The sequence below is a fragment of the Aeromonas sp. QDB54 genome (assembly GCF_027707385.1).
Taxonomy (GTDB): Bacteria; Pseudomonadota; Gammaproteobacteria; order Enterobacterales; family Aeromonadaceae; genus Aeromonas; species Aeromonas hydrophila.
The window spans coordinates 1-22,764 of the sequence record NZ_JAPCIT010000001.1; the positions used below are offsets into that span (position 1 = coordinate 1).

General features: G+C 60.6%; 15 protein-coding genes, 2 tRNA genes, 1 pseudogene and 1 riboswitch. Of the genes and pseudogenes, 7 read left to right on the forward strand and 11 right to left on the reverse strand.

Annotated elements, in window-relative coordinates; translation table 11 throughout:
* A tRNA-Gly gene (locus tag PG881_RS00005) sits at positions 1–76 on the forward strand.
* Positions 77–495: 419 nt separating this feature from the next.
* Here the strand turns inward: PG881_RS00005 and PG881_RS00010 are convergent.
* The 3 genes from PG881_RS00010 to PG881_RS00020 form a co-directional block, all read right to left on the reverse strand.
* Complete coding sequence (locus tag PG881_RS00010; RefSeq protein ID WP_011707209.1) at positions 496–705, reverse strand: cold-shock protein; 210 nt, start codon at positions 703–705, stop codon at positions 496–498.
* Positions 706–977: 272 nt separating this feature from the next.
* Positions 978–1,646, reverse strand: coding sequence for a LysM-like peptidoglycan-binding domain-containing protein (locus PG881_RS00015; protein WP_024943508.1), 669 nt, complete (start codon positions 1,644–1,646; stop codon positions 978–980).
* Positions 1,647–1,744: 98 nt separating this feature from the next.
* Positions 1,745–3,847: a methyl-accepting chemotaxis protein gene (locus PG881_RS00020; RefSeq protein ID WP_270797650.1), complete on the reverse strand. Its 2,103-nt coding sequence runs from the start codon at positions 3,845–3,847 to the stop codon at positions 1,745–1,747.
* Between the two features lie 260 nt (positions 3,848–4,107).
* Between PG881_RS00020 and gltX the strand changes: the two genes are divergently transcribed.
* From gltX to PG881_RS00035, 3 genes and pseudogenes are all read left to right on the forward strand, one after another.
* Positions 4,108–5,523 carry a glutamate--tRNA ligase gene (gene gltX / locus PG881_RS00025; RefSeq protein ID WP_270797652.1) on the forward strand — a complete coding sequence of 472 codons (1,416 nt, stop codon included), beginning with the start codon at positions 4,108–4,110 and terminating at the stop codon, positions 5,521–5,523.
* Positions 5,524–5,534: 11 nt separating this feature from the next.
* Positions 5,535–5,666: pseudogene (locus PG881_RS00030) on the forward strand (glutamyl-tRNA synthetase); the annotation flags it as partial.
* A gap of 237 nt (positions 5,667–5,903) precedes the next feature.
* Positions 5,904–5,979 (forward strand) — tRNA-Ala (locus PG881_RS00035).
* A 136-nt stretch (positions 5,980–6,115) separates the two neighbouring features.
* Here PG881_RS00035 and PG881_RS00040 read toward each other — a convergent pair.
* Positions 6,116–8,260: an ExeM/NucH family extracellular endonuclease gene (locus PG881_RS00040; RefSeq protein WP_270797653.1), complete on the reverse strand. Its 2,145-nt coding sequence runs from the start codon at positions 8,258–8,260 to the stop codon at positions 6,116–6,118.
* A gap of 297 nt (positions 8,261–8,557) precedes the next feature.
* Positions 8,558–8,643, forward strand: a riboswitch (cyclic di-GMP riboswitch).
* 115 nt (positions 8,644–8,758) lie between these two features.
* Here PG881_RS00040 and PG881_RS00045 point away from each other — a divergent pair.
* The gene (locus PG881_RS00045; protein ID WP_408770538.1) at positions 8,759–11,794 is read left to right on the forward strand and encodes a glycosyl hydrolase family 18 protein; all 3,036 of its coding nucleotides are present in this window, start codon (positions 8,759–8,761) and stop codon (positions 11,792–11,794) included.
* 350 nt (positions 11,795–12,144) lie between these two features.
* Here PG881_RS00045 and PG881_RS00050 read toward each other — a convergent pair whose 3' ends face one another.
* The 7 genes from PG881_RS00050 to PG881_RS00080 form a co-directional block, all read right to left on the reverse strand.
* Positions 12,145–13,380 (reverse strand): tetratricopeptide repeat protein, encoded by a 1,236-nt coding sequence (locus PG881_RS00050; RefSeq protein ID WP_024943513.1) that lies wholly within the window; start codon positions 13,378–13,380, stop codon positions 12,145–12,147.
* 11 nt (positions 13,381–13,391) lie between these two features.
* A complete protein-coding gene (locus tag PG881_RS00055; protein ID WP_024943514.1) occupies positions 13,392–14,027 on the reverse strand; it encodes an energy transducer TonB in 636 nt (211 codons plus the stop codon).
* Between the two features lie 16 nt (positions 14,028–14,043).
* Complete coding sequence (locus PG881_RS00060; protein ID WP_010633018.1) at positions 14,044–14,451, reverse strand: ExbD/TolR family protein; 408 nt, start codon at positions 14,449–14,451, stop codon at positions 14,044–14,046.
* 67 nt (positions 14,452–14,518) lie between these two features.
* Positions 14,519–15,046 (reverse strand): MotA/TolQ/ExbB proton channel family protein, encoded by a 528-nt coding sequence (locus PG881_RS00065; RefSeq protein ID WP_010633019.1) that lies wholly within the window; start codon positions 15,044–15,046, stop codon positions 14,519–14,521.
* Positions 15,047–15,056: 10 nt separating this feature from the next.
* On the reverse strand, positions 15,057–16,430 hold the full coding sequence (locus PG881_RS00070) for a MotA/TolQ/ExbB proton channel family protein (RefSeq protein WP_270797655.1): 1,374 nt from the start codon (positions 16,428–16,430) through the stop codon (positions 15,057–15,059).
* Positions 16,427–17,191 (reverse strand): DUF3450 domain-containing protein, encoded by a 765-nt coding sequence (locus PG881_RS00075; RefSeq protein ID WP_016351821.1) that lies wholly within the window; start codon positions 17,189–17,191, stop codon positions 16,427–16,429. Before PG881_RS00075 ends, PG881_RS00070 begins: the two co-directional genes overlap by 4 nt.
* Positions 17,192–17,301: 110 nt before the next feature.
* On the reverse strand, positions 17,302–19,908 hold the full coding sequence (locus PG881_RS00080) for a TonB-dependent receptor plug domain-containing protein (RefSeq protein WP_206818731.1): 2,607 nt from the start codon (positions 19,906–19,908) through the stop codon (positions 17,302–17,304).
* 738 nt (positions 19,909–20,646) lie between these two features.
* Here PG881_RS00080 and PG881_RS00085 point away from each other — a divergent pair.
* Complete coding sequence (locus PG881_RS00085; protein ID WP_011707197.1) at positions 20,647–21,672, forward strand: ABC transporter permease subunit; 1,026 nt, start codon at positions 20,647–20,649, stop codon at positions 21,670–21,672.
* Positions 21,669–22,712: an ABC transporter permease gene (locus PG881_RS00090; protein WP_181014829.1), complete on the forward strand. Its 1,044-nt coding sequence runs from the start codon at positions 21,669–21,671 to the stop codon at positions 22,710–22,712. The genes PG881_RS00085 and PG881_RS00090 overlap by 4 nt, the downstream gene beginning before the upstream one ends.
* Positions 22,713–22,764 lie beyond the last annotated feature (52 nt).

Genomic DNA, 22,764 nt, shown 5'->3' on the forward strand with positions numbered 1-22,764 from the left:
GCGGGAATAGCTCAGTTGGTAGAGCACGACCTTGCCAAGGTCGGGGTCGCGAGTTCGAGTCTCGTTTCCCGCTCCAATCTTTCTTCAAATTCAATCTCTTTCCCCCCAAGCTCACGAATCCAGTTTCTCAATACAATGGCTGCCATATTCAGTTGGTAGAGCATGATCCGCGCTTGCCAAGGTCGGGGTCGCGAGTTCGAGTCTCGTTTCCCGCTCCAATCTCTCTTCGAAGTTCTCATCATCCATTTGAATTGCCCATCATATCGCGCCGCGATGATTTGCCGTGTCCGGCGTTCAGCCAGATCAGGCCCATGTCTTCTGTAGCCGCTTCGTGCGCAGGTGCTGGGGAGGGCTGTGGTTATAGGCAAGCTTATGATTGTCGTGGGGAGGGTTGCTGTTGCTGCGGGCAGGCTTGTGAGCGTGGCGGGGAAGGGGAAACGGTGGGCAAAAAAATAGGAGGGCCGATGGCTCCTCCTACAGGCTCACTGGCGTGGCTTAGAGCAGGGTAACGTTCTCAGCCTGAGGGCCTTTTTTGCCCTGGGTCACAGTGAACTGGACTTTTTGACCTTCAGCCAGGGTCTTGAAACCGGCGCTCTGGATGGAGGAGAAGTGAACGAAAACGTCCGGTCCCTGGGATTGCTCGATGAAGCCAAAACCCTTGGTCTCATTGAACCATTTTACTTGGCCGGTGCGAATGTCAGACATGTGGTAAGTCCTATCTATAACAAAATGAAACTAAGCCTTGTTGGGCAGCATTTGCTTAGCAATCAGGGGTTGAAGCATGACTGACCACGTCAATTTGTCCCAGTAGCATGTAGAACAATCCCTGTCTAAAGCACAAACGATTGTACGTGAGCGCGATCCCTTGTCAATTTGGCACTTTTCATTTTTTGAGCAAGCTAAAAATATTGTGAACTCAGCGGCTTATTTCATGGATTCAGGTCAAAAAAACGGGAGGCACCAGGCCTCCCGTTTTTTTATTCCTTGAGGGCGAACCCTTCACCCTGTCGGTCGTAGCGGTAGATGGCCTGACCGTAGGAGCGGATCTCGACCCGCTGGATACGGCGGGTGTCATCGATCAGGATGAACACGGCCCGACCCGATTGCAGGCGGGTCAGCGGCCGATCAGGCCCTTCGATGGCGATCAGGCGGCTGAGCTCGGCGCCCGGCAGCTCGAACTTGCGGAAGATGGAGTAGAGGGTCTCGCCGGCTTGCACGTCGTGCTGCAGCCAGGTGCCATCCACCTTCTCTTCGACCGGTTTGGCTGCGGCCGGTGCACTGCCTGTGGCGCCATTGCCGACGGTGAGGGCCTGCGCCGGTACGGCGATGGGGACTGCCAGCGAACCGGACGGCGCGGCTTTGGGTGCGGGGACGGCCGGCTCCCAGGCCAGCACCAGCAACCAGAGCGGGATCAGGATCAGCAGCCCTATGGTGTGCTTGCGCGGCAGCGGGCTCGCCAGCTTGAACTTGCCTGTTTTGGCTTCCTGGCCGCGTTGGCCAAGTCCGCTCATGCCCTGGCCGATGCGTTGACGCAGGGGCAGGGTGGCGGCATTGATACGATGGAGCAGGGATCCTTGTGATTCGTCTTGGCGACGCTGCTGGGCTCGTCTGTTGTGGCCACGGGGGCGACGGTCCGGGGTGGGCACGGCATTTACCTCTCACTACATTGCCTGCCATCAGGCAAATTCGTGCCTATGGTAAACGGACTCGCCCCCGAGGGGGAGAGTCCTGAGGTGGAAAATTATCAGCTGAGACGAAATTGTCCCAGTAATTGCTGTAAACGCTCGGCCGCCTGGCGCAACGCCTGGCTGGCTTTGGCCGTTTCGGTCGCATCCAGTGCGATGTCGTTGGCCAGTGCGTTGGTTTTTGACAGGTTGCCGGAGACGGTCTCGGAAACCGAGCTCTGCTCCTCGGCGGCGGAGGCGATCTGGTAGGTCATGTCGTTGATGGTGGAGATGGCCTGATAGATGCTGCCGAGCGCCTCTTCCGCCAGATCCGCCTCGCCCACCGCCTGATGGGTCAGCTGCTGGCTCTGGTTGATGGCGTTGACCGCGTTGGCCGAGCTGTGGCGGATCTTCTCGATCAGCTCCTGGGTATTCTGCACCGCCTGCTGGGTGTTGCCCGCCAGCTTGCGTACCTCGTCGGCCACCACCGCAAAGCCGCGGCCCTGCTCGCCGGCCCGGGCCGCCTCGATGGCGGCGTTGAGCGCCAGCAGGTTGGTCTGATCGGCGATCCCCTGAATGACGGTGAGGATGCTGGTGATCTGCTCGCTGTCATGGGCCAGCCCCTCGACCACCTCGGCTCCCTTGCCGGCCTCGGCGGCCACCTTGTGCATCGACTGGATCACCTGCTGGAAGCGCACCTTGCCCTGATCCGCCGCCCCCTGAGCCTGTTTGGCCGAGTCGGCGGTGTTGTTGGCGTGGGTGGCTACCTCCTGGCTGACGTAGGACATCTCTTGCACCGCGGTCAGCATCTGCTCCATCTCTGCCTGGTGATGCTGCAGGTTGGTGTCGGTCTGGCCGGCGATGCGATCGGTGTCGCCGGCGTGACGGTTGACCTCGCTGGCGGTCTTGAGCACATCCCCCAGCAGCACCTGCAGCTTGTCGATGAAGCGGTTGATGCCCTTGGCCAAGTCCCCCAATTCATCGTGGGACTGGGTATTGAGCCGCTTGGTGAGATCTCCCTCGCCATCGGCGATGTCATCCACCAGGCTGACCATCTGACGGATGGGGCCGGTGATGCTGCGGGCAATGACCAGCATGGTGGCCAGCGCCAGCACCAGCACGACGACGGCGCCCACCAGTTGCTGGGTCATGGCGGCCCGGTTCATCTCGCTCAGCTGGGCTTCCAGCTGGTCGGCCCCGGCCAGCACCACCTTGTAGGGCAGGGTGACGATGATGGCCCAGTTGCGGCTCATGCCAGGCACCGCGATGGGCACCGAGATCCGAAACGCATCGTCGAGCTCCTGGCGCTGCACCTCGGGTTTGAGGTACTGCTGCCAGCCGTTGCCAAGCAGCTTGTCGGCGCGGCTGCCGAGCAGGCTGGCATCGCCGCTGGTGCCGGTGATGACGCCGGCGGCGCTGACGATCAGGGTCTCGCCCTTGCCGTCATAGATGTTGCTGTTGAGGGACTGGGCCTGACGGCTGATGGAGTCCACCGCCAGATCGAGCGCGGCGATCCCCTTGAACTGGCCGCCCACCATGATGGGGGTGGTGATGGTGCTCACCAGCACCTGCTGGCCGTTGATGTCCACCTTGAAGGGGTCGATCAGGCAGGAGCGTCCCTCCCGTTTCGGGCAGGCGTAGTAGTCGTTGGCCGGATTGCCGAACTCATCCGGATCGCTCTTCTCGATGGAGAGCAGCAGGTCGGTGCCGATGCTCTCCTTGTCGCGATAGAAGTAGGGCACGAAGCGCCCCTTGCTGTCACTGCCCAGCGCCGTCTGGCCGGAGAAGCTGGCATCCTGGCCGTCGAAACCGTTGGGTTCGAAGCCGGCGAAGGCGCCGTAGAGCTGGGGTTCGAGGGCGAGCTGGGCCTTGAGCAGATCGGTGGCCTGCTGGCGATCCAGCGGCAGCTTGCCCTCCTGCTGCAGGGCGAGGGCGCTGGCCATCTGCTGGGTATAGGAGAGCCCCTTTTGCAGCAGCTGGGTGATGGTGGCGGCCTCGGCACGGGCGTTGGCGTTGACCTTCTGCCATGCCTCCTGCTGCAGGGCGGCGCGGCTGGAGCTGATGGTCAGCTTCTGGGTCTGTTGACCCGAGTACTGGTTGAGCAGGATCAGGATGACCAGGGCGGCGGTCATGGCGATCCCGGCCATCACCAGAATGCGATTCTGGATAGAACGGAACTGCATCGTCTCTTCCTTGTTGGTGAGCGTTATTTGGATATCGGCCGGAGGAGGCAGCTCTCCAACACTTGTCATAGCAAAACGGAAACCGGGATTTTGTTTTGCGATCCCCTTCAAATATCAGGCGGCAAGCGGCTGGGACGCCTGTGCAACCCCCTACTTTTGCCCGCTGCGGCTGCATGGTTTTCCCATCCGTCATTGTCGGTGCTAAAATGCGACGGTTTTTTTAACGAATTGGCCCAAGGCCCTCTACACAAGGCTTAAAGATGAAAGTCAAAACCCGTTTTGCTCCCAGCCCGACCGGCTTTTTGCATGTCGGCGGTGCCCGTACCGCACTCTATTCCTGGTTGTTTGCAAAGAACCAGGGCGGTGAGTTCGTGCTGCGTATCGAGGATACCGACCTGGAACGTTCCACTCAGGAGGCGATCGACGCCATCATTGAGGGCATGGAATGGCTGGAGCTGAACTGGGATGAGGGCCCCTACTACCAGACCAAGCGCTTCGATCGCTACAACGGCCTGATCGACGAGATGCTGGCTGACGGCCGTGCCTACAAGTGCTACTGCTCCAAGGAGCGGCTGGAAGCGCTGCGCGAAGGCCAGATGGCCAACGGCGAGAAGCCCCGCTATGACGGCAAGTGCCGTGACCACGCCCACGATCACTCGGCCGATGCGCCGCACGTGATTCGCTTCCGCAACCCGACCGAAGGTTCCGTGGTGTTCGATGACCACGTCCGTGGCCGCATCGAGTTCGCCAACACCGAGCTCGACGATCTGATCATCCGCCGTACCGACGGCGCGCCGACCTACAACTTCTGCGTGGTGGTCGATGACTGGGACATGGAGATCACCCACGTGGTGCGTGGCGAAGACCACATCAACAACACCCCGCGCCAGATCAACATCTACAAGGCGCTGAACGCGCCGGTGCCGGAGTTTGCCCACGTCTCCATGATCCTGGGTGACGATGGTGCCAAGCTCTCCAAGCGCCACGGTGCGGTCTCCGTGATGCAGTACCGCGACGACGGCTACCTGCCGGAAGCCCTGTTGAACTATCTGGTGCGTCTGGGCTGGTCCCACGGCGATCAGGAGATCTTCAGCCTGGAAGAGATGATCAAGCTGTTCAGCCTGGATGCCATCTCCAAGTCTGCCTCCGCGTTCAACACCGACAAGCTGCTGTGGCTGAACAACCACTACATGCGCAGCCTGGACCCGGCCTATGTGGCCAAGCATCTGGCCTGGCACATGGCCGATCAGAAGATCGACACCAGCAAGGGCCCGTCACTGCCAGAGGTGGTGACTCTGCTGGCCGAGCGCTGCAACACCCTGGTCGAGATGGCCGCCCAGAGCCGCTACCTGTTCGAAGATTTTGAGGCCATCGACGAAGCGGCTGCCAAGAAGCACCTGCGCGGCGTTGCTGCCGAGCCGCTGACCCTGGCCAAGGCCAAGCTGGCTGCCCTGGATAGCTGGACCACCGAAGCACTGCACGAGCTGATTGAAGCGACCGCCGCCGAGCTGGGTCAGGGCATGGGCAAGGTCGGTATGCCGCTGCGTGTGGCAGTCACCGGTCTCGGCCAGTCCCCCGCCATCGACGCCGTGATGGCGCTGGTGGGCAAGGAGCGGGTACTGGCCCGCATCGACCGCGCTCTGGCTTACATCGAAGCACGCATGGCTGCCGAGTAAGCTTGCCGTCGCACATTGCCGTCACCGGTCTGGGTCAATCTCCTGCCATCGACGTCGTGATGGCGCTGGTGGGCAAGGAGCGGGTACTGGCCCGCATCGACCGCGCTCTGGCGTACATCGAAGCGCGCATGGCCGCCGAATAAGCGCCAGCCAGTGCTTGCGAAAGGGCTCCCGTACGGGGGCCCTTTGTTTTTGGCCAAAGGCCGGTTTTGTGACATAAAACAGCGAGATAGCTGCGTCATTGCCGGTTAAATCGGCTAACTGCTTGAATTTTGACTAAACGCGCGAATCGGCGTTATTTTTGGGTTGACAGCAAAGCGGTCGGTGCCTATCATGCGCCTCCGTTGCCGGAGATAACTTTGGTAGCGCCGAGGTGAGTTGGGGTTATAGCTCAGCTGGGAGAGCGCTTGCATGGCATGCAAGAGGTCCGCGGTTCGATCCCGCGTAGCTCCACCATATTTCGTAATGAAAGTAGAAAAGGCCACCGCACTGCGGTGGCCTTTTTGTTTTGTGCTCGGCACACCGGTTGTGCCGGCCGGCCCATAAAAAAGCCCGCATCGCTGCGGGCTTTTGGTTTGATGGCGATGGGTCATCAGCCGTGGCGACGACGCCAGGCCAGCGGCAGCAGCGCCAGCAGCAGGGCGCCCATGGCACCACCACCGCCGTTGCTCTCCTCTTTCAGCTTGAGGTCGACGATGATGGGGTCGTGGTCGGAGGCGCTGAACGGGTTGTCCGACTTGATCATGTCGCCGGTGAAGTCCCGGCCGTACTCGAACAGGTTGCTTTCGAACGAGTTGATGTGCCAGTCGGCCACGGCGATCACCTTGCCGGCCAGCGCCGGGTTGGCGAGGGCATAGTCCAGGGTGCCGAGCTCGGCCTCGTAGCTGTAGGAGATGGCCTTCTCCTTGTTGAACTTGACGTTCATGTCCACCAGGCCGTAGCTCTTGGCCACTTCGCTGCCGGTCTGCTCAAAGACCTGGTCGCCGAGGAAGGTCTGGGAGGCGGAGACTATCTTGCGCTGACCGTCGGTCGGCACATAGTCGGTCAGCACCCGGATCGCATCTTCCCGGGCGTAGGAGTTGAAGTCGCCCACCAGCAGCACCTGACCGGGCAGCTTGCTCACCGCCTCGCCCAACACCTTGGCGGCGCTGACCCGGAACTCGGTGCACTTGCCCTGCAGATCGGCCGGCTCCTTGCCGTCCAAGTTTTCCAGGCAGCCTGAACCCTTGGACTTCAGGTGGTTGACCACCAAAGTCAGCGGATCCTTGCTGCCTTCGACGGTGAAGGTCTGCACCAGGGAGTCACGCTGGGAGGCCTGTTTCTCGACCCCTTTGGCATCCAGGTATTTCTGCACCGGCAGGGTGATGACGTTGGCGTCCCCTTGCGGTGCCAGCTTGGCCGGCCGGTAGATCATGGCCACCATGATGGCGTCGCCACCGAAGTAGTGCTCGCCCTGCAGCAGCGCCTTGGGCAGGGTGACGAAGGCGTACTGCTTGCCCGCCTCTTTCTGCTGGGCGTTGAGGGCTTGCACCAGGTCGCTGATGGCGGAGTGGCTGTCAAAGCCGTTGTTCTCCATCTCCATCAGGCCGAGCAGGTCGGCATCCATCTCGGTGATGGCGTTGACGATCTTGGCGCGCTGTTTCTGGAAATCTTCCAGGTTCTTGGCGCCGCGGTTGCAGCCCTTGGCGCTGTCCGCATCCGCCTGATCCTTGCACAGCACGTTGAGGGCACCGCCCACGCTGGAGTGGCTGGTGAAGTAGTTGAGCACGTTGAAGCTGCCGACGCGCAGATCGGTGCCGTCGGCACGGGCCGGGGCGCTCTGGCGGTCGTTGTCGCTGGTGCGCAGCAGATCGCCGGCGGTGATCACCTGCTCCTGCGGCACGATCAGCCGGTACTCGTTGTAGCTGTAGCCCACCATGGCGTCCAGATTGACCGGGGCGTCGCCGATGCGCAGGTAACCCTGCTCAGGCTCCCAGGCCGGCAGCCAGGGCAGTTTGCCGTCGGCGGCCTTGAAGTCCGATTCGAGGAACACCCGGTTGCCGGCGTTGGCCTTGGCCAGCGCCTTGGCGGCCTTGCTGTCGGCGTCGTGCAGCTGGGTCGGTTTCATCAGCGGCGCCTGGTGGGAGAGCACCAGGTTGTTGCGCCGGGCGGCGTAGTCATAGCTGAAGTTGCGGCTGATTTTGAGCGCACTGTCGGCATCGAGCCGTACCCGCATCCCTTCGTGGCGCTCCAGCGCCCGGGCCAGGGTCTCGTTTTCCAGCACCCGCAGCGGGATGGCGGCCGGGACCGAGCCCTGGGCGACGACCTGCAGGCGCGGAGTGCCGCTGTCAAACACCGGCTTGAGCTGGGTGTGGTTGTAATACTCCTCAACCTTGGCCTCCAGGCAGACTTCGGCACCCGGCTTGATGTCCGGGTACTTGCTGGCGAAGTTCTTGTCGTTCAGGAAGACGAAGATGCCGTCCGAGGTCTGGGGGTTGCCGTCGCCCTGCACATCCAGCAGGTAGAACCCCTTGTTGAGGCTCTCGCCAAGGCCAGAGACCACCGCCTTGACCATGACGCTCTGGGGGCTTTCGAACTTGTCGGCGGGAATGAGCGGGCTCTTGTCGCCGCTGCCCTGAATGACCGGGATCGGGGTGAGGGCACTGTCGGCCGGGCAGCTGAAGCCGGCGGCATAGACGGACGGGGAGGCGAGCGCAAGCCCCACGGCCAGCGACAGCAGGGTACGTGTTCCTTTCATAACTGTTCCTTTTTTATTTTTTGCCAGTGTTTCCATAGCCTTGGCGCATTGGCCAAGGGCGCGCATTGTCACATTTCTGGCATGTCATACCAGTGAGCCAACGCACATTACGGGGATACAAATGAGGGCAATGCCGGTTTTTTTTGACTTGGCTAACAGTATGAAATTAATGACAAAATAGTTATTTCGTCACATCAGTGAAAATGTGATCTGGCTGGCATCCACATATTTTTCCTCGAGAATGAAGATTGAGACTCGGCTGGTTGATTCCTATACTCGGCTTGTTCCTCACGGAACCCAGGTAAAGGGCAAACCGGTCGAGATGCCGGGACGCAATGCCTCCGGTCTTCAGATCGTGCGATCCAGATAGCGGGGCTTCCCAGGGTGAGGGTGACGTTTGTGGCAGGTCCATTGCCAGTTGTCTGCGCCCATCACGCAGGTTGCGCTTGTTCTTTGCCTTGGTGACCAATGCCAAGACAAAACAAGGAAGATAACAATATGCAACAGACCCTAAGGCCCAGCAGGCTTGCCATGCTGGTGGCTTTGGCTGCCATGCCCGCCTGGGCACAGGCCGCCTATCCCGCCTATCAGGCCGGTACCGCCTACAAGGCCGGCGACATCGTCAGCAACGTCGGCAATCTCTATGAGTGCAAAGAATTTCCCTACTCCGGTTGGTGCGGGGCCTCGCCCTATCACTACGCCCCCGGGGTGGGTGTGGTCTGGGCCGATGCCTGGAAACTCTATGGTGGGGACGTGCCGCCTCCGGCGCTCGGCGTAGCCGTCAGCTCGCCGGCTGCCGGCACCAGTTTCAACGAGGGGGCCAGCGTCGCGCTGGCGGTGACCCTGAGCGGCCCGGTGACGGCGCTGGTTCGGGTGGAATACCTCATCGACGGCAAGCTGGTGACCACGGCGAGCGCCTCGCCCTGGAACGGCAGCTGGAGTGCCGCCGGTGTCGGCGCCCACGCCCTCAAGGCACGGGCACTGGATAAAGATGGCAAGGTGCTGAGCGAGGCGGATTCGAGCTTCAACGTCGCCGCCGTGGTGGCGCCAGAGGCGCCCAAGGTGAGCATCAGCAGCCCGGCTAGCGGCGCCAAGGTGACCCTGGGTCGCAGCGTGGCGGTGAGCGGCAACGTCACCGATGCCAACAACGATGTCACCAAGGTCGAGCTGTTCGTCGATGGCAAGAAAGTGGGCGAAGACACCAGTGCCCCCTGGCAGGTGAACTGGACGCCCCAGAGCAAGGGGTTGGCCGGCCTCAAGCTGGTGGCGACCGACAAGGAGAACCTGAGCGGCGAATCGAGCCAGGTCGACGTACAGGTGGAAGAGGCAGCCCTGCCGCCCACCGGCGGCAACCTCTCCTGCGATATCCGTCAGATCTACCGCCCGGACGGTTACGAGTGCATGGGGGATGACCACGCCCGTCGGGTCATCGGCTACTTCACCTCCTGGCGTACCGGCAAGAACGGCTTGCCCTCCTATCTGGTGAGCGACATCCCTTGGGACAAGATCACCCACATCAACTACGCCTTCGCGGCGGTGGACGAGCAGAGCCACACCATCAAGGTGGACGACTCGGCGACCAAGATGACCTGGGACGGCGTGCCGGGTGCCGAGATGGATCCGGAGTTTGCCTACAAGGGCCACTTCAACCTGCTGTCGAAGTACAAGAAGCAGTATCCGGACGTGAAGACCCTGATCTCGGTGGGAGGCTGGGCCGATACCCGCGGCTTCTATACCGCCACCACCAAGGGTGACTGCTCGGTCAACAGCGACGGCATCAACGCCTTTGCCATCTCGGCGGTGAGCTTCATCCGTCAGTACGGCTTTGACGGGGTCGACGTCGACTACGAATATCCCACCTCCATGAAGGATGCGGGCAACCCCAATGACTTCCCGCTCTCCAACCAGTGCCGCGGCAAGCTGTTTGCCAACTACAAGGTGCTGATGCAGACCCTGCGCAGCAAGCTCGACAGTGCCGGCAGCGAGGATGGTCGCAAGTACATGCTGACCATCGCCTCGCCGGCCTCGGCCTACCTGCTGCGCGGCATGGAGAACTTCCAGGTCACCCAGTACCTCGACTACGTCAACCTGATGACCTACGACTTCCACGGCGCCTGGAACAACTTCGTCGGTCACAACGCCGCCCTGTTCGACAACAAGGCGGATGCCGAACTTGCCCACTGGGGCGTCTATACCCAGAGCCAGTTTGGCGGCATCGGCTACCTCAACGCGGCCTGGTCTGCCCACTACTTCCGTGGCGCCCTGGCGGCCGGCAAGATCAACGTGGGTGTGCCTTACTACACCCGCGGCTGGCAAGGGGTCAGCGGTGGCACCCACGGCCTTGCCGGCAAGGCAGCCCTGCCGAGCCAGAGCGATTGTCAGCCGGGTACCGGTGGCAGCACCATTCCGTGCGGCAACGGGGCGGTCGGCATCGACAACATCTGGCATGATCTCGACAAGAACGGCAAGGAGATCGGCGGTGGCGCCGTGCCCATGTGGCATGCCAAGAACCTGGAGAACGCCGCCAGCCTGGGTATCACCACCATGCCGAGCTACGGCCAGGCCTGGGGTCTGGATCCCAACAACCCGGCTCACGTGATGCAGGGCAAGTACGTGCGTTACTACGATGACAAGGCGCAGGCGCCTTGGCTGTGGAACGAAGAGAAGAAGGTGTTCCTCTCCACCGAAGATGAAGAGTCCATGGGCCACAAGCTCGACTACATCATCAAGCGGGGCCTGGGTGGGGTCATGTTCTGGGAGATGGCGGGTGACTACGCCTTCGATCCGGCCAAGAACGAGTACGGCATGGGCAGCACGCTGACCACGCTCGCCTACGAGAAGTTCGCCAAGGCAGCCAAGTACAACACCCAGCAGAACGATCTGGCGGCGCCAACCGCCCAGCTCGACATCGCGGTGAGCCTCTCCGGCTTCAAGGAGGGGGATTCCAACTACCCGATCAACCCGACTCTGAAGCTCACCAACAACTCGACCCAGACCATTCCGGGCGGTACCCGCATCGAGTTCCTGGTGCCCACCTCCACCTCCGATACCATCACCGACCAGAGCGGGATGGGGCTGAAAGTGGTGGAGAGCGGCGGCAACCAGAACTCCGACGGTATCGCCAACGAGAAGGACTTCCACAAAGCGGCCTTTACGCTGCCGACCTGGAAGGCGTGGGCGCCGGGCAGCGACGTGGAAGTGGCGATGACCTACTATCTGCCGGCCGCCGGTGTGCCGAGCGGTATCCGCATCATCAGCGGCACCCAGACTGCGGGCCTCAAGGCCGAGTTCCCGACCCTGCCGGAGGCCGTGCTGGGCAGCAGTGGTGGCGGTGAGAACCCGGGCGGCGCCACCTGCAGCAGCCAGAACGTCAACCCGGCCGCCTACAAGGCCTATCCGACCTGGCCGCAGGGGGATCACGCCAACGGTGGTGATCGGATGACCAACAACAAGGCGGTGTGGCAGGCCAACTGGTGGACCAGCAGCGAGCCCAAGGCGGGTGATGGCAGCTGGAAGCTGGTGTGCAGCTACTGAGTTGTCCAGGCTGCTGTACCAGCTGCGAGCTCAGAGCGGGCGATGGTAGCTGGAAACTGGTATGCAGCTACTGATGACCGCTTGAGGAGCAGGCCAGCACTCTGCCTAGCCTGTTCTCTCGCAAGGCAATGATCCAATCCGGAGCTCAGGCTCCGGATTTTTTTATGGCGGGATAATAAAGGCAGAGGCATAAAAAAGACCGCTCCGGGGAGCGGCCAATTGCCACCAAGGCAATCTGCGGGGTGACCCCCTTGTTGTTGACCGGCAGGGCGGGGAGGGTGCCCGTCCTGCCGGGTGTCATTGCGTGCCATGCCGGGAAAAAATCCCCCAGGCCGGCACGCCTGGGTTACTTATTGGGTGACTGCGCCGCCCTGCTGCTCTTTCAAGAAGCTGATCCAGGGCGACGCGCGGCCACTGACGTTGCCGTTCTGGGCAGCCTGAGTGAAGGCGCTGAGCGCCTCCTTCGGTTTTTGCTGCTCAAAATAGGCGACCCCGGTCAGGAACTTCAGATCCGCCCGCTGCTCGCCGCTGGCATTGGCGGCGGGCTTGGCGGCGAAGGCCACCAGATCCTGGTAGCGCTTGCTCTGGATCATCATGCGCGCCATCTTGAGCTGCAGCTCGGCGTTGGGGGCCAGCTTGTAGGACTTAGCCAGGGTATCGATGGCCGGGTCCAGCTCCTTGGCCTGGTGCCAGTAGTTGGCCAGCGCCTTGTAGTTGGCCGCGTTGCTCTCGATGGTCCCTTCCTTCATCGCCTTCTCCATCACGCGGGCGGCGCGATGGGGAATGCCGGCGAAGGCCAGGTAGTTGGCCAGACGCTGCAATTCGGCCGCCTCGGTCAGCATGCCGAGGTTGTAGGCCCCCTCCAGCGCTGCCAGCGCCTTGCCATCGTTGCCTGCCTGCATGTGCATGGCCGACAGCTGGGTCCAGTACTTCTTCTTCTCCGGATAGCGGTCGACCAGCGCGGTCAGCACCTCGGTGGCCGGCTTGTACTGTTTCAGCTCGTAGTGGGCCGCCATTTTGAGCAGATACCAGGACTCCGGCGCCTTGCCCGCGGAGAGCTTGATCGCGTTGTCCACCGCCGGAATGGCTTCCCGATATTGCTTGAGCTGCACATGGGCGTTGGCCAGCGTGATGTAGGCATGCGGGGTCGGCTTCTCGTCCTTGCCCAGGCTCGCGAACCACTGGTTCATGGTGCTGATGGAGGCCTTGAAGTTGCCCTCCGCCATGTAGAGCTGGGCCAGGTTGTAGCGCACCTGCTGGGCCACCGGCTGGGGCAGCCCGCCGGTGGCGATGGCGTCGGCGAAGTACTTGGTTGCCTGACCGTACTTCTCCTGCTGCGCCGCCACGAAGCCCAGGGTCTGCAGAATGACCCCCTTGTCATAGACCCGCTCGCCGGCGCCGGACAGCGCCTCCTGCAGCTTGGCATTGGCCTCGCCGTATTTTTTCTCGGTGATCAGTGCCTGCGCCTTGTTGACCGCGCGGTAGGCGCGATCAGAGAGAGCAGGCTGCTCGGCGGCCCAGCCGGCGGTGCTGAGCAGCACCGCCATGGCGACCGGGGCGAGGATCAGGGTATGTAACTTTTTCATCGCCACCTTCCTTAGTTGACCGCAAACTCGATTTCTTGCTGCATGCGGGTGGCCTGCGGCTTGCCATCGACCATGGCCGGCTTGAACGTCCATTTGGCGATGGTCTTGCGGGCCTCCTTGCCGAGGTCGTAGCTGCGGGGATCCTCTTTGACGATCCGCACGTTGCTGACGGTGCCGCGCTCGGTGACGGTGAACTCCACCAGCACCTTGCCGGAGGCGAGGCCGGCCAGCGCCGCCTTGCGGGGCATCATGGGCTCGAAGGTCGCCAGCGGAATGGCGCCGTTGTTGCCACCCATGCCGCCGCCACCACCGCCGGTGCTGTAGGCACCGAGGGCGTTGCCGCCACCGATGTTGACCGGGATGTCGAGTTTGGGCATGTCCATCGGCGAGCTCTCCATCTGCGGCCGGTCCGTGCTGGCCACTTCCATCTCGGGAGGGGGAGGGGGCCGGTTCGGGGGCGGCGGCTTGGGCAGCTCGCGTTGTCTCTCTTGCAGGGTCTCCTGAGGCTTGATGCGGATGAAGTCGGTCATGCTGACGTCCTCCTTCTCCACCAACTCCCGGTGATCCGGTGTGATGAGCTTGTTCATTCCCAGAAACAGGAAGAACACCACCACACAGGAGACCGCCAACGATATCAGGTATCTCATGGTGCTCGCTCCGGCATCAGCTGCTCTTGCTCGCCGCGATGGAGATGTTCTGGACACCGGCCATGCGGATCTGATCCATGACCTGGACCACCAGACCTGAACGGGATTCGGTATCGGCCTGGATCACCACGGCGCTCTCCGGGTTTTCGGCCCGCAGCCGCTCGATGTTGGCGCGCACGGCACCTACTTCGACGATGCGCTTGTCGACCCAGACCTGGCCGTTTTCACGGACCGCGACCATGATGTTCCCCTTCTTCACCGTCTCGGCCGTGCTGGCGCTCGGGCGGTTGATCTCCACGCCGGACTCCTTAACGAACGAGGTGGTGACGATGAAGAAGATCAGCATGATGAACACTATGTCCAGCATGGGGGTCAAATCGATGGCCGCCTCATCAGCACTGCTGTCGCTGTGACGTTTTCTCATGGCAAAAACTCCTTGCTTGTTCTGTGCCCCCGCCAGAGCCGGGCCCGGCGGGGGAGTGCATCCTGCATCAACCGTGTTTCAGGTTGTCTTCCAGCTTCTCGACCGCCAGCTTGGCCTTGTGATCGAGCTGGTTGACAAAAAACAGGCCGGAAAGGGCGGCAATCATGCCTGCCATGGTCGGTACCGTCGCCTTGGAGATCCCCGAGGCCATCGCTCGCGGTGAGCCGGTGCCGGTGATGGCCAGGGTGTCGAACACCTGTACCATGCCGACCACGGTTCCGAGCAGCCCCATCAGCGGGCAGAGGGCGATCAGCACCTTGATGACCGGCATCCCCTTGTCCACCGCCATGGCCACCCGGGAGACCAGCTCGCGCCGGATCTGCTTGGCGGACCAGGAGAGGTGATCGCTGCGGGCCAGCCAGGCGGCCTTGGTCTGCTTCACCTGCTTGGGGTAGACCGCCATGAAGTAGAACCAGCGCTCCAGCAGCAGGGCCCACATCATCAGGGTCAGGAAGAACAGGGCGACCAGTACGTCGCCCCCCAATCCCAGAAACCGGCGGACCGACTCGACTTCTTCAATCAACCAGAACCACATGGGTGACTCCTTACGCTGCGGCTTTGGAGGCGTGCAGACGTTCCTGGTAGCGGGCGACGAAACCGGCGCTCTGCTCTTCCAGCACCTGGATCAGACGACGGCTCTGGGTCTGCACGATGGTGTAGAGGAACAGCATGGGCACGGCGACCACCAGACCCTGCATGGTGGTGACCAGGGCTTCGGAGATACCGCCCGCCATCAGCTTGGGATCGCCGGTACCGAACAGGGTGATGGCCTGGAAGGTGGCGATCATGCCGACCACGGTACCCAGCAGACCCAGCAGCGGCGCGACCGAGGCGATCAGCTTGATGATGCTGATGCCCTTCTCGAACTTGGGCACGTTGCGCAGGATGATCTCGTCGAGCTTGGACTCCAGATCCTCGATGTTGTCGCCACGATGGCTCTGGTAGGCCCCCAGCATCTCGCCGATGGGGTTGCCCTTGATGATCTGATCGGATTTCAGCTGCTTGCGCATGGATCCGCCGATGAGGGAGAGGCGAGCGCCGCAGAACAGCGCCAGCAGGGTGCCGAGCACGCCGAGCACCATGATGACATAGCCCACTTCACCACCCTGGTCGATCCGCTCCTTCAGGGTCGGCGACTGCACCAGCAGGGAGAGGATCACGCCGCGGGACGGGTCGACGAAGATCGGCTTGACGCCGCCACCACCCCGTTCAAACTCGGCGATGGGCTCCAGCACCCCCTTGTCGGGCTGACGGGGCAGCTGTTCGAACTTGCCGGTCTCCGGCACGAAGGTCAGGTACTTGCCTTCGGAGACGGTGTTGAACTCGCCGATCTGGGTGACGGTCTTCTCGGCCTGGTTGCCCTCGCCATAGACCACGGTGGCCGGGATCTGGCTGACCTTGCCACCGTCGACCATGCGGCTGAGGGTGGTGGTCCAGAAGGCGGTCAGGTCATCGCTGGAGGGCAGCTCCTTGCTCTCGGCCAGGCGGGTCAGCAGGGCGGTCTGCTCCGGATGTTCGACCCGGCGGGCAGAGGCGTTGAAGATCCCCTTGAACTCGCCGGCGAACTGGCGCAGCACCCCGAACATCTCGCCCATGTTGCCGGCACGCTGGCGCAGGGTCTCGGTCAGCTCGGTCAGCTGCTTGTCGTTGGCATCGAAGGTGGCCTTGAGCCGCTCACCCTTGGCCGTTTCGGCAGCCAGTTCTGCCTTGGCCTTGGCCAGCAGAGCGGCCTGCTCGTTCTTGTCGGCCAGGAAGCGGGCTTCCCGCTCCTTGTTGAGCTGGGATTCGGTGGTGCTGGCGGCCTTGACCTGATTGAGCAGGGCGTTCAGGTCCACCGGTTTCTCGGCGGCGGTCACCGGCAGGGTGATCAGGGTAGCGCCCGCGATCAGCGAGGCGATGGCAAGTTTGATTCCTTTCATGATGCTTTCTCCGCAGTTTGAACCGGCAGCTTGATGAGGGCGGGGGGCGCCTGCTTCTTGGCGATGCGAAGGCCCTGTTCCACTGCACTGCGATACTCCTGGGGCAACTCTTCCCACTGACGGGTCTTCTTGTTCCACATGCCGGTCTCATTGCCGTCCGGGGACTGGTAGAGCAGGGCGATGCGGCCGACGCGCAGGAACTCGTAGGTCTTCTCGCCGCCATCCTTGGCCAGGCTGGCCTTGTAGGATTCGATGGTGCGGCTGAAGCCCTCCTCGATCTGGTAGGCCTCCAGGATCTTGCGGTACTTCTCGGAGATGGTGACGTCGGCCCGGTTCATCAGGTCGGTCAGGGCCGCGACGCGATCCTCCCGCTCGACCTTCTGGAACGGCAGATCCAGCGCCACGAACTGCTCGAGGGAGTCGATCATCTTGAGCATCAGCGGCACCACTTCGGTGCTGGTCTGATCGATCTGGGCGATCTGGCGCTGCATCGAGGCCAGTTCGCTGCTCTGGGAGTCGACCATCTTGCCCACCTGCTCGTTGTAGGTACGCAGGCTGTCGACCTGACGCAGGGCGGCCTTGTACTGGGCGAGGGCGGATTCGGCAGAGTCTGCGTAGTTGTCGATCTTCTGCTGGGACACTTTGGATGCATTGTCGGTGGCGGCTTGAGCGTCCACTGCCTGGCTGGCAGAGGCGGCGCTCAGATTGAAGCTGGTCAGCAAGGCAGCAGAAACCAGGCTGCCGAGGAGCGCTTTCTTCATTGTAATTGTCCTTGTTTTCATAGGATTACCCTATCTCCGTAACTTCCTTGGACGTTGGGCAAAGCCGGCCCGACCGGGCCGGCTTGGGTTTATATCTCAACGGGAGTTGATTAGAACTTCTGGGTGTAGTCGAGGTAGTAGATACGACCATCGATGCTGTACACATCTTCGTCGTAGGTGAAACCATCGCTCTCAAGAGACGGACCTACGTTGAACATGTTCTTCACACCGACCTGGATCTTGCCGTCCCAGGGGGCATCCACACCGACGTTCAGGTTCCAGGTGGTCTGGGAGGCGATATGACCCACTTCCTCACCGGTATCGGCAATGTAGTCCTGGCTCTGGGAGTCGATGTAGCTGGCGCTCAGGTAGGTGTCCATGTTCCACCACTGCGGCACATTGACCCCGACACCGGAGTTGAAGCGCAGCTGCGGCTTGCCGTTCTGGCCAATCTTGTCTACAACCGGCCCACCGGCATAAAGACCTTCCTTGTATTCCAGGATGTAGGTACCACCGAAGTCATAACGAATGGTTGCCACGTTCAGGTCGTACTTGTAGTCAGCCTTGAAATCCAGGCCGCTGGTGTTCAGTTCACCCAGGTTGACCATGGGAGCGATAGCGCCCTTGATCTTGCCTTGGCTGTTACGAGTGATGTTGCTGGAGCTGCCGTTGTTCAGTTCGTCATAGATGATGGACTGCAGAGAGTTCAGCTGGATGACGTCGGTGATTTTGACCGTGTAGTAGTCCAGTGACAGGTTCAGGTCATCCAGCGGGCTGTAGGCCACGCCGAAGTTCCAAGTGTCTGCGGTCTCTTCCTTCAGCTTTTCGTTTGAAGTCCGCGTGGTATCGTACTGTTTGTTGGGGCAAGCAGCAGCCGAGATACCGTTTGCTTCGCAATAGACATAGTCCTTGGCCCAGTCGGCCGAGAAGGAGTCTGCAGAGTAGAGATCACTCAGACTGGGAGCCCGGAACGAACGAGACCAGGAAGTGCGCAGCATCAGGTTGTCCAGCGGCTGGTAGCGCAGACTGGTCTTGGGTGAGAAGGCACTGCCGAAGTCGCTGTATTTGTCGAAGCGACCGGCGACGTTGAGCTCAATCTGATCTGTGATGGGTACCAGGGACTCGATGTAGGCAGCAGTCACGTCACGAACACCACCAGAGGAGTTACCGGCGGAGCCTATGATGTTGCCAGCTTCCGATTGGGCATCGTATTTGTCGGCATAGACCCAGTCGTTGTATTCGGCACCTGCGTACCAGCTGACCGGCCCTGCCGGCAGTTCTCCCATGTCCCACTGGACACCGGCATACCACTGGTAGAAGTCCATGGTGGAACGGCGGCTGGTGTCGGCGGCCATGGAGGCCGTGGTGGAGGAATCAAATTCACCACCGACAAACTTGCCATCCTCGATAGCCTTTTGGGCGGCAGACTTCAGCACATAGCCAGTGCCGTTTTCCTTGTTGTCGGTCTTGGAGTACATGTAGCCGGCATTCCACTGCATGTCACCAACGCTTTCAGTTGTGATGGTGCCCTCAAAGCCGAGGTTCATACTGCCAGTAGTGTCTGTGACCAAGTTGTCACGGGTACCGACGTTGTTGAAACGGTAGTAGGCGTAAGCAGCTTCGCCCAGTCCTTGGGTTGCCGCGGCATCCAGGCCGTTGTCGGTGAAAAATTGCGCATTCTTCGGGTTGGCAGGATCTATGGCAAAGGCGCCTGCAGCAGGTGCAAAGCGGCTAAAGCTCTCGACCCGGGAACCAATGATCTGGGGTACGAAATCGACGTTGTCATTGATGTGATAGCGGCCATTTACATAGAGGGTGTCACGGCTGCGGGACGCAGTCTTGGCAGCAACCTGGCCGTAGTTGAAGTTACAGCCACCATCAGCGTTTACAAAGGGGTCTTTACAGGTGCCATCAGGATTGGTGGAACCTGCCAGCGGGCCATATGTCCAGATAGGATCGCCATTGCCGTCCAGGCCTGTGATGCCTTCCACGTTGCGACCGTAAACGCTGGGTGATTCGTTGCCTTGTTTGGCTAGGTAGTCACGGTCACGGCTGTAGATGATGTCCTTCTTGTCGTGCTCATAGACAGTCATCAGGGAGCCTTTTTCACCGGTAATACCGGCTACGATGGAACCGCTCTTTTCGTCACCGCCGTCTTCGCTTGGGCTACCAATTCGCCCTTGGAAGGTCAGACCTTCGTAACCCTCTTTCAGCACCACGTTGATGACGCCACCGATGGCGTCAGAACCATAGATGGCTGAGCCGCCATCCAGGTTCACTTCCACCCGCTCAACAGCCGCCATGGGGATGGTGTTGAGGTTGATGGAGGTACCACCCATGGTAGGAGAACCGGCGACGCGCTTGCCGTTGAGCAGCACCAGGGTACGCTCTGAGCCAAGACCGCGCAGACCAACAGTAGACTGGGACTGGAAGGAGCTGCCGGAGGAGGGGGATACGCCGCCGAAGGAGTTGTAGGAGGCCTGTTTCAGGTAATCTGCCACGGTCTGCTGACCGGATTGTTCGATCTTGGCTTTGGTGACAGAGACAACCGGGGTGGCACCTTCCACGTCGACGCGCGAGATACGGGAGCCGGTGACCTTGATCTTCTGGAGTTTTTCGACGTTTTGACCCTCTTCGGCCAAAACAGGGGTGGCTACTACTGCCGCGCTCGCCAAGGCAAACGCTACGGCAGCAGAGAGTCTGCTTTTCCTAAGCATCGCTTATATCCTTCCTGGTTGTTTTTTTGTTTGCTTCCATACCGCCCTCGTTGGAGCGATGCGTAAGGCTTATCAAGCTTTGACGGTTGACGTCAATTGAGGCGGTGTGGATGGGGAAGGGGGGCGCAATAAGCTGACTATGTTTTAATACTTCCGGTTTCGCAGCGGTTTATTCTGACTTGATGATATTTTACGATGTGAAATCGATGTTAAAATGAGTGGTTTCCATTTTATTGATTAATTTTGAACTTATCGATAGGGGGGATGTCTCGCTAGTTTTTATATTGTTAACCAAGACTTTTTTAGCATTATTTTCTGTTTTGGTAGTGTGTTCGGCTGAGGTTCAGATTGCATTGTTGAGCCGGATTTCAGCTTGCCCATATAGAGAAGGGTGATTTAATTCTGTTTTATCATATCTTGTTGTTTTATATAAAAAAGATGTTTTTGTTTGGCTGTTCTTGTAAATTTGATTGAAAATTTAAACGTTATTTAAATTGTTCATGTCGCAGTTTTTTATCTTGAAGTTGGCTTTTTCATAAAAAACTCACAGTAAATTCCACGGTTTGCCAAAGGGGCATGTCATTCCCTTCGTTCTACTTGATTTTTGTTGCAGAGCTTTTACAGTGACCGAGCGGATAGTCTGTCAATAACCGGCTATCCAGTGAGTAATGCCAGGAAGGACAGGCCCGTCACCGGATGTGACTGGCCATAAAAGAACAACAAGGACGAGGTTCCACCATGCTGTCGTATTTCTTACGTCGGATGCTTTTGATCATCCCGACGTTTCTCGGTATCACCCTGCTCGTCTTCACCATCACCCGCTTCGTGCCGGGCGGCCCGGTCGAACGCATGCTGCTGCAAGCCCAGGTTTCTCAGAACGAATCGGGCCGCTCCAGCGGCAGCAAGGGGGCGCAGGCGCTCTCTGACGAGCAGATCGAGGAGCTCAAGGCCTTTTACGGGCTCGACAAGCCCATGCTGGTCGCCTATTGGGAGTGGCTGCAGAAGCTGGCAGTGCTGGATCTTGGCGAATCGACCCGCTATTACGAGCCGGTGTGGGGCCTCATCAAGGACAGGTTGCCAGTGACCGCCTTCTTCGGGCTGGCGACCTTTCTGCTCAGTTATGCCGTTTCCATCCCGCTCGGGGTGGCCAAGGCGCTCAGGCACAACAGCCGCTTCGATTCGCTCAGCTCCATGCTCATCTACATGGCCTATGCGCTGCCCGCCTACGTGGTGGGCATCTTCCTCATCACAGTGTTCGCGTTTCATCTGGAGTGGCTGCCCATGGGGGGCTTCCCGGGGGACGAGTTCGACGGCATGGAGAGCAGTTGGGATCAGATCCGCACCGTCTTCGCCCATGCCCTGCTGCCGCTCATCGCCTACGCCATCGGTGATTTCGCCATCCTCACCATGACCATGAAGAACAGCCTGATGGAGAACCTGTCGGCGGATTACGTGCGCACCGCCGTGGCCAAGGGGCTGCCGTTTCGCAAGGCGGTGACCGATCATGCCATGCGCAACAGCCTGATCCCCATCGCCAGTCACCTGGGATCGGTGCTCACCGTCTTCTTCGGCGGCTCCTTTCTCATCGAGACCATCTTCAACATCGACGGCATCGGTCTGCTCGGCTACGAGGCCATCGTCGAGCGGGATTACCCCACCGTAATGGGCATTCTGGCCATCACTTCCATGCTGATGCTGGTGGGCAATATCGTCTCCGACATCTGCGTGGCCCTGGTCGATCCCCGAGTACGGTTTGGAGAGTGAGCATGAACCCTGTCACCTTAAAAAAACTCAAGCGTTTCAAATCGATCAAGCGCGGTTACTACTCCTTCATCATCTTCACCACCCTGGTGCTGCTCTCCCTGCTGGCGGAGCTTTTGGTCAACAGCCGGGCACTGATGGTGAGCTATCAGGGGGAGCTCTATTTTCCCACCTATGGCGACGTGATCCCGGGTCAGCAGTTCGGACTCGATTACGAGTACGAGACCAATTATCGCCAGCTCAAAGCCAAATTCGCCACCGATGGCAAGGGGGATTGGGTGGTGTTGCCACCGGTACCCTGGAACCCCTATGAGCAGGATTTCAAGCAGGATGCCTACCCTCCCTATGCGCCGAGCCTGGCCGAGCGTCACCTGCTTGGCACCGACACCAGCGGTCGCGACGTACTGGCACGGCTGGTCTACGGCTTTCGCATCGCCATCGGTTTCGCCTTCATCGCGCTGGTGGCCAGCTATGCCATCGGGGTCACCATCGGCTGCATGATGGGTTTCCTCGGCGGGCGGTTTGATCTGGTGCTGCAGCGCTTTATCGAGATCTGGTCCCAGGTGCCGTTCCTCTACGTCATCATGATCCTGGTGTCGCTGGCCAAGCCCAATTTCGGCCTGTTCGTGGCCATCAACGTGCTGTTCGGCTGGATGGGCATCACTTGGTACATGCGCACCCTCACCTACAAGGAGCGGGCGCGGGACTATGTGATGGCGGCGCGGGCCCAGGGGGCCGGCACCGGGCGGATCATCTTCCACCACATTCTGCCCAACACCCTGATGATGATCGTGACCCTGGCGCCGTTTGCCGTAGTGGGCAACATCTCCACCCTGACGGCGCTGGACTATCTGGGCTTCGGCCTAGCCCCGCCCACCCCGAGCTGGGGGGAGCTGCTCTCCCAGGGCATCAACAACCTGGATGCCATCTGGATCGTGAGCTCGGTGGTGGCAGCGGTGAGCCTGGTGCTGATCATGGTCTCCTTCATTGGCGAGGCGATCCGCGAGGCGTTCGATCCGCGTAAATTTACCCGTTATCAGTGACCTGGGGCGGGCTTGTGGCCCCGGTTGCTCACCCTTGAATCGACAAGCCCCC

Excerpts from the sequence above, each read along its gene's own strand:
- gltX (WP_270797652.1), top strand. The coding sequence starts at position 4,108 with ATGAAAGTCAAAACCCGTTTTGCTCCCAGCCCGACCGGCTTTTTGCAT.
- PG881_RS00085 (WP_011707197.1), top strand. The coding sequence starts at position 20,647 with ATGCTGTCGTATTTCTTACGTCGGATGCTTTTGATCATCCCGACGTTT.
- PG881_RS00040 (WP_270797653.1), bottom strand. The coding sequence starts at position 8,260 with ATGAAAGGAACACGTACCCTGCTGTCGCTGGCCGTGGGGCTTGCGCTC.
- PG881_RS00045 (WP_408770538.1), top strand. The coding sequence starts at position 8,759 with ATGCAACAGACCCTAAGGCCCAGCAGGCTTGCCATGCTGGTGGCTTTG.
- PG881_RS00020 (WP_270797650.1), bottom strand. The coding sequence starts at position 3,847 with ATGCAGTTCCGTTCTATCCAGAATCGCATTCTGGTGATGGCCGGGATC.
- PG881_RS00060 (WP_010633018.1), bottom strand. The coding sequence starts at position 14,451 with ATGAGAAAACGTCACAGCGACAGCAGTGCTGATGAGGCGGCCATCGAT.
- PG881_RS00070 (WP_270797655.1), bottom strand. The coding sequence starts at position 16,430 with ATGAAAGGAATCAAACTTGCCATCGCCTCGCTGATCGCGGGCGCTACC.
- PG881_RS00050 (WP_024943513.1), bottom strand. The coding sequence starts at position 13,380 with ATGAAAAAGTTACATACCCTGATCCTCGCCCCGGTCGCCATGGCGGTG.
- PG881_RS00080 (WP_206818731.1), bottom strand. The coding sequence starts at position 19,908 with ATGCTTAGGAAAAGCAGACTCTCTGCTGCCGTAGCGTTTGCCTTGGCG.
- PG881_RS00075 (WP_016351821.1), bottom strand. The coding sequence starts at position 17,191 with ATGAAGAAAGCGCTCCTCGGCAGCCTGGTTTCTGCTGCCTTGCTGACC.
- PG881_RS00065 (WP_010633019.1), bottom strand. The coding sequence starts at position 15,046 with ATGTGGTTCTGGTTGATTGAAGAAGTCGAGTCGGTCCGCCGGTTTCTG.
- PG881_RS00010 (WP_011707209.1), bottom strand. The coding sequence starts at position 705 with ATGTCTGACATTCGCACCGGCCAAGTAAAATGGTTCAATGAGACCAAG.
- PG881_RS00055 (WP_024943514.1), bottom strand. The coding sequence starts at position 14,027 with ATGAGATACCTGATATCGTTGGCGGTCTCCTGTGTGGTGGTGTTCTTC.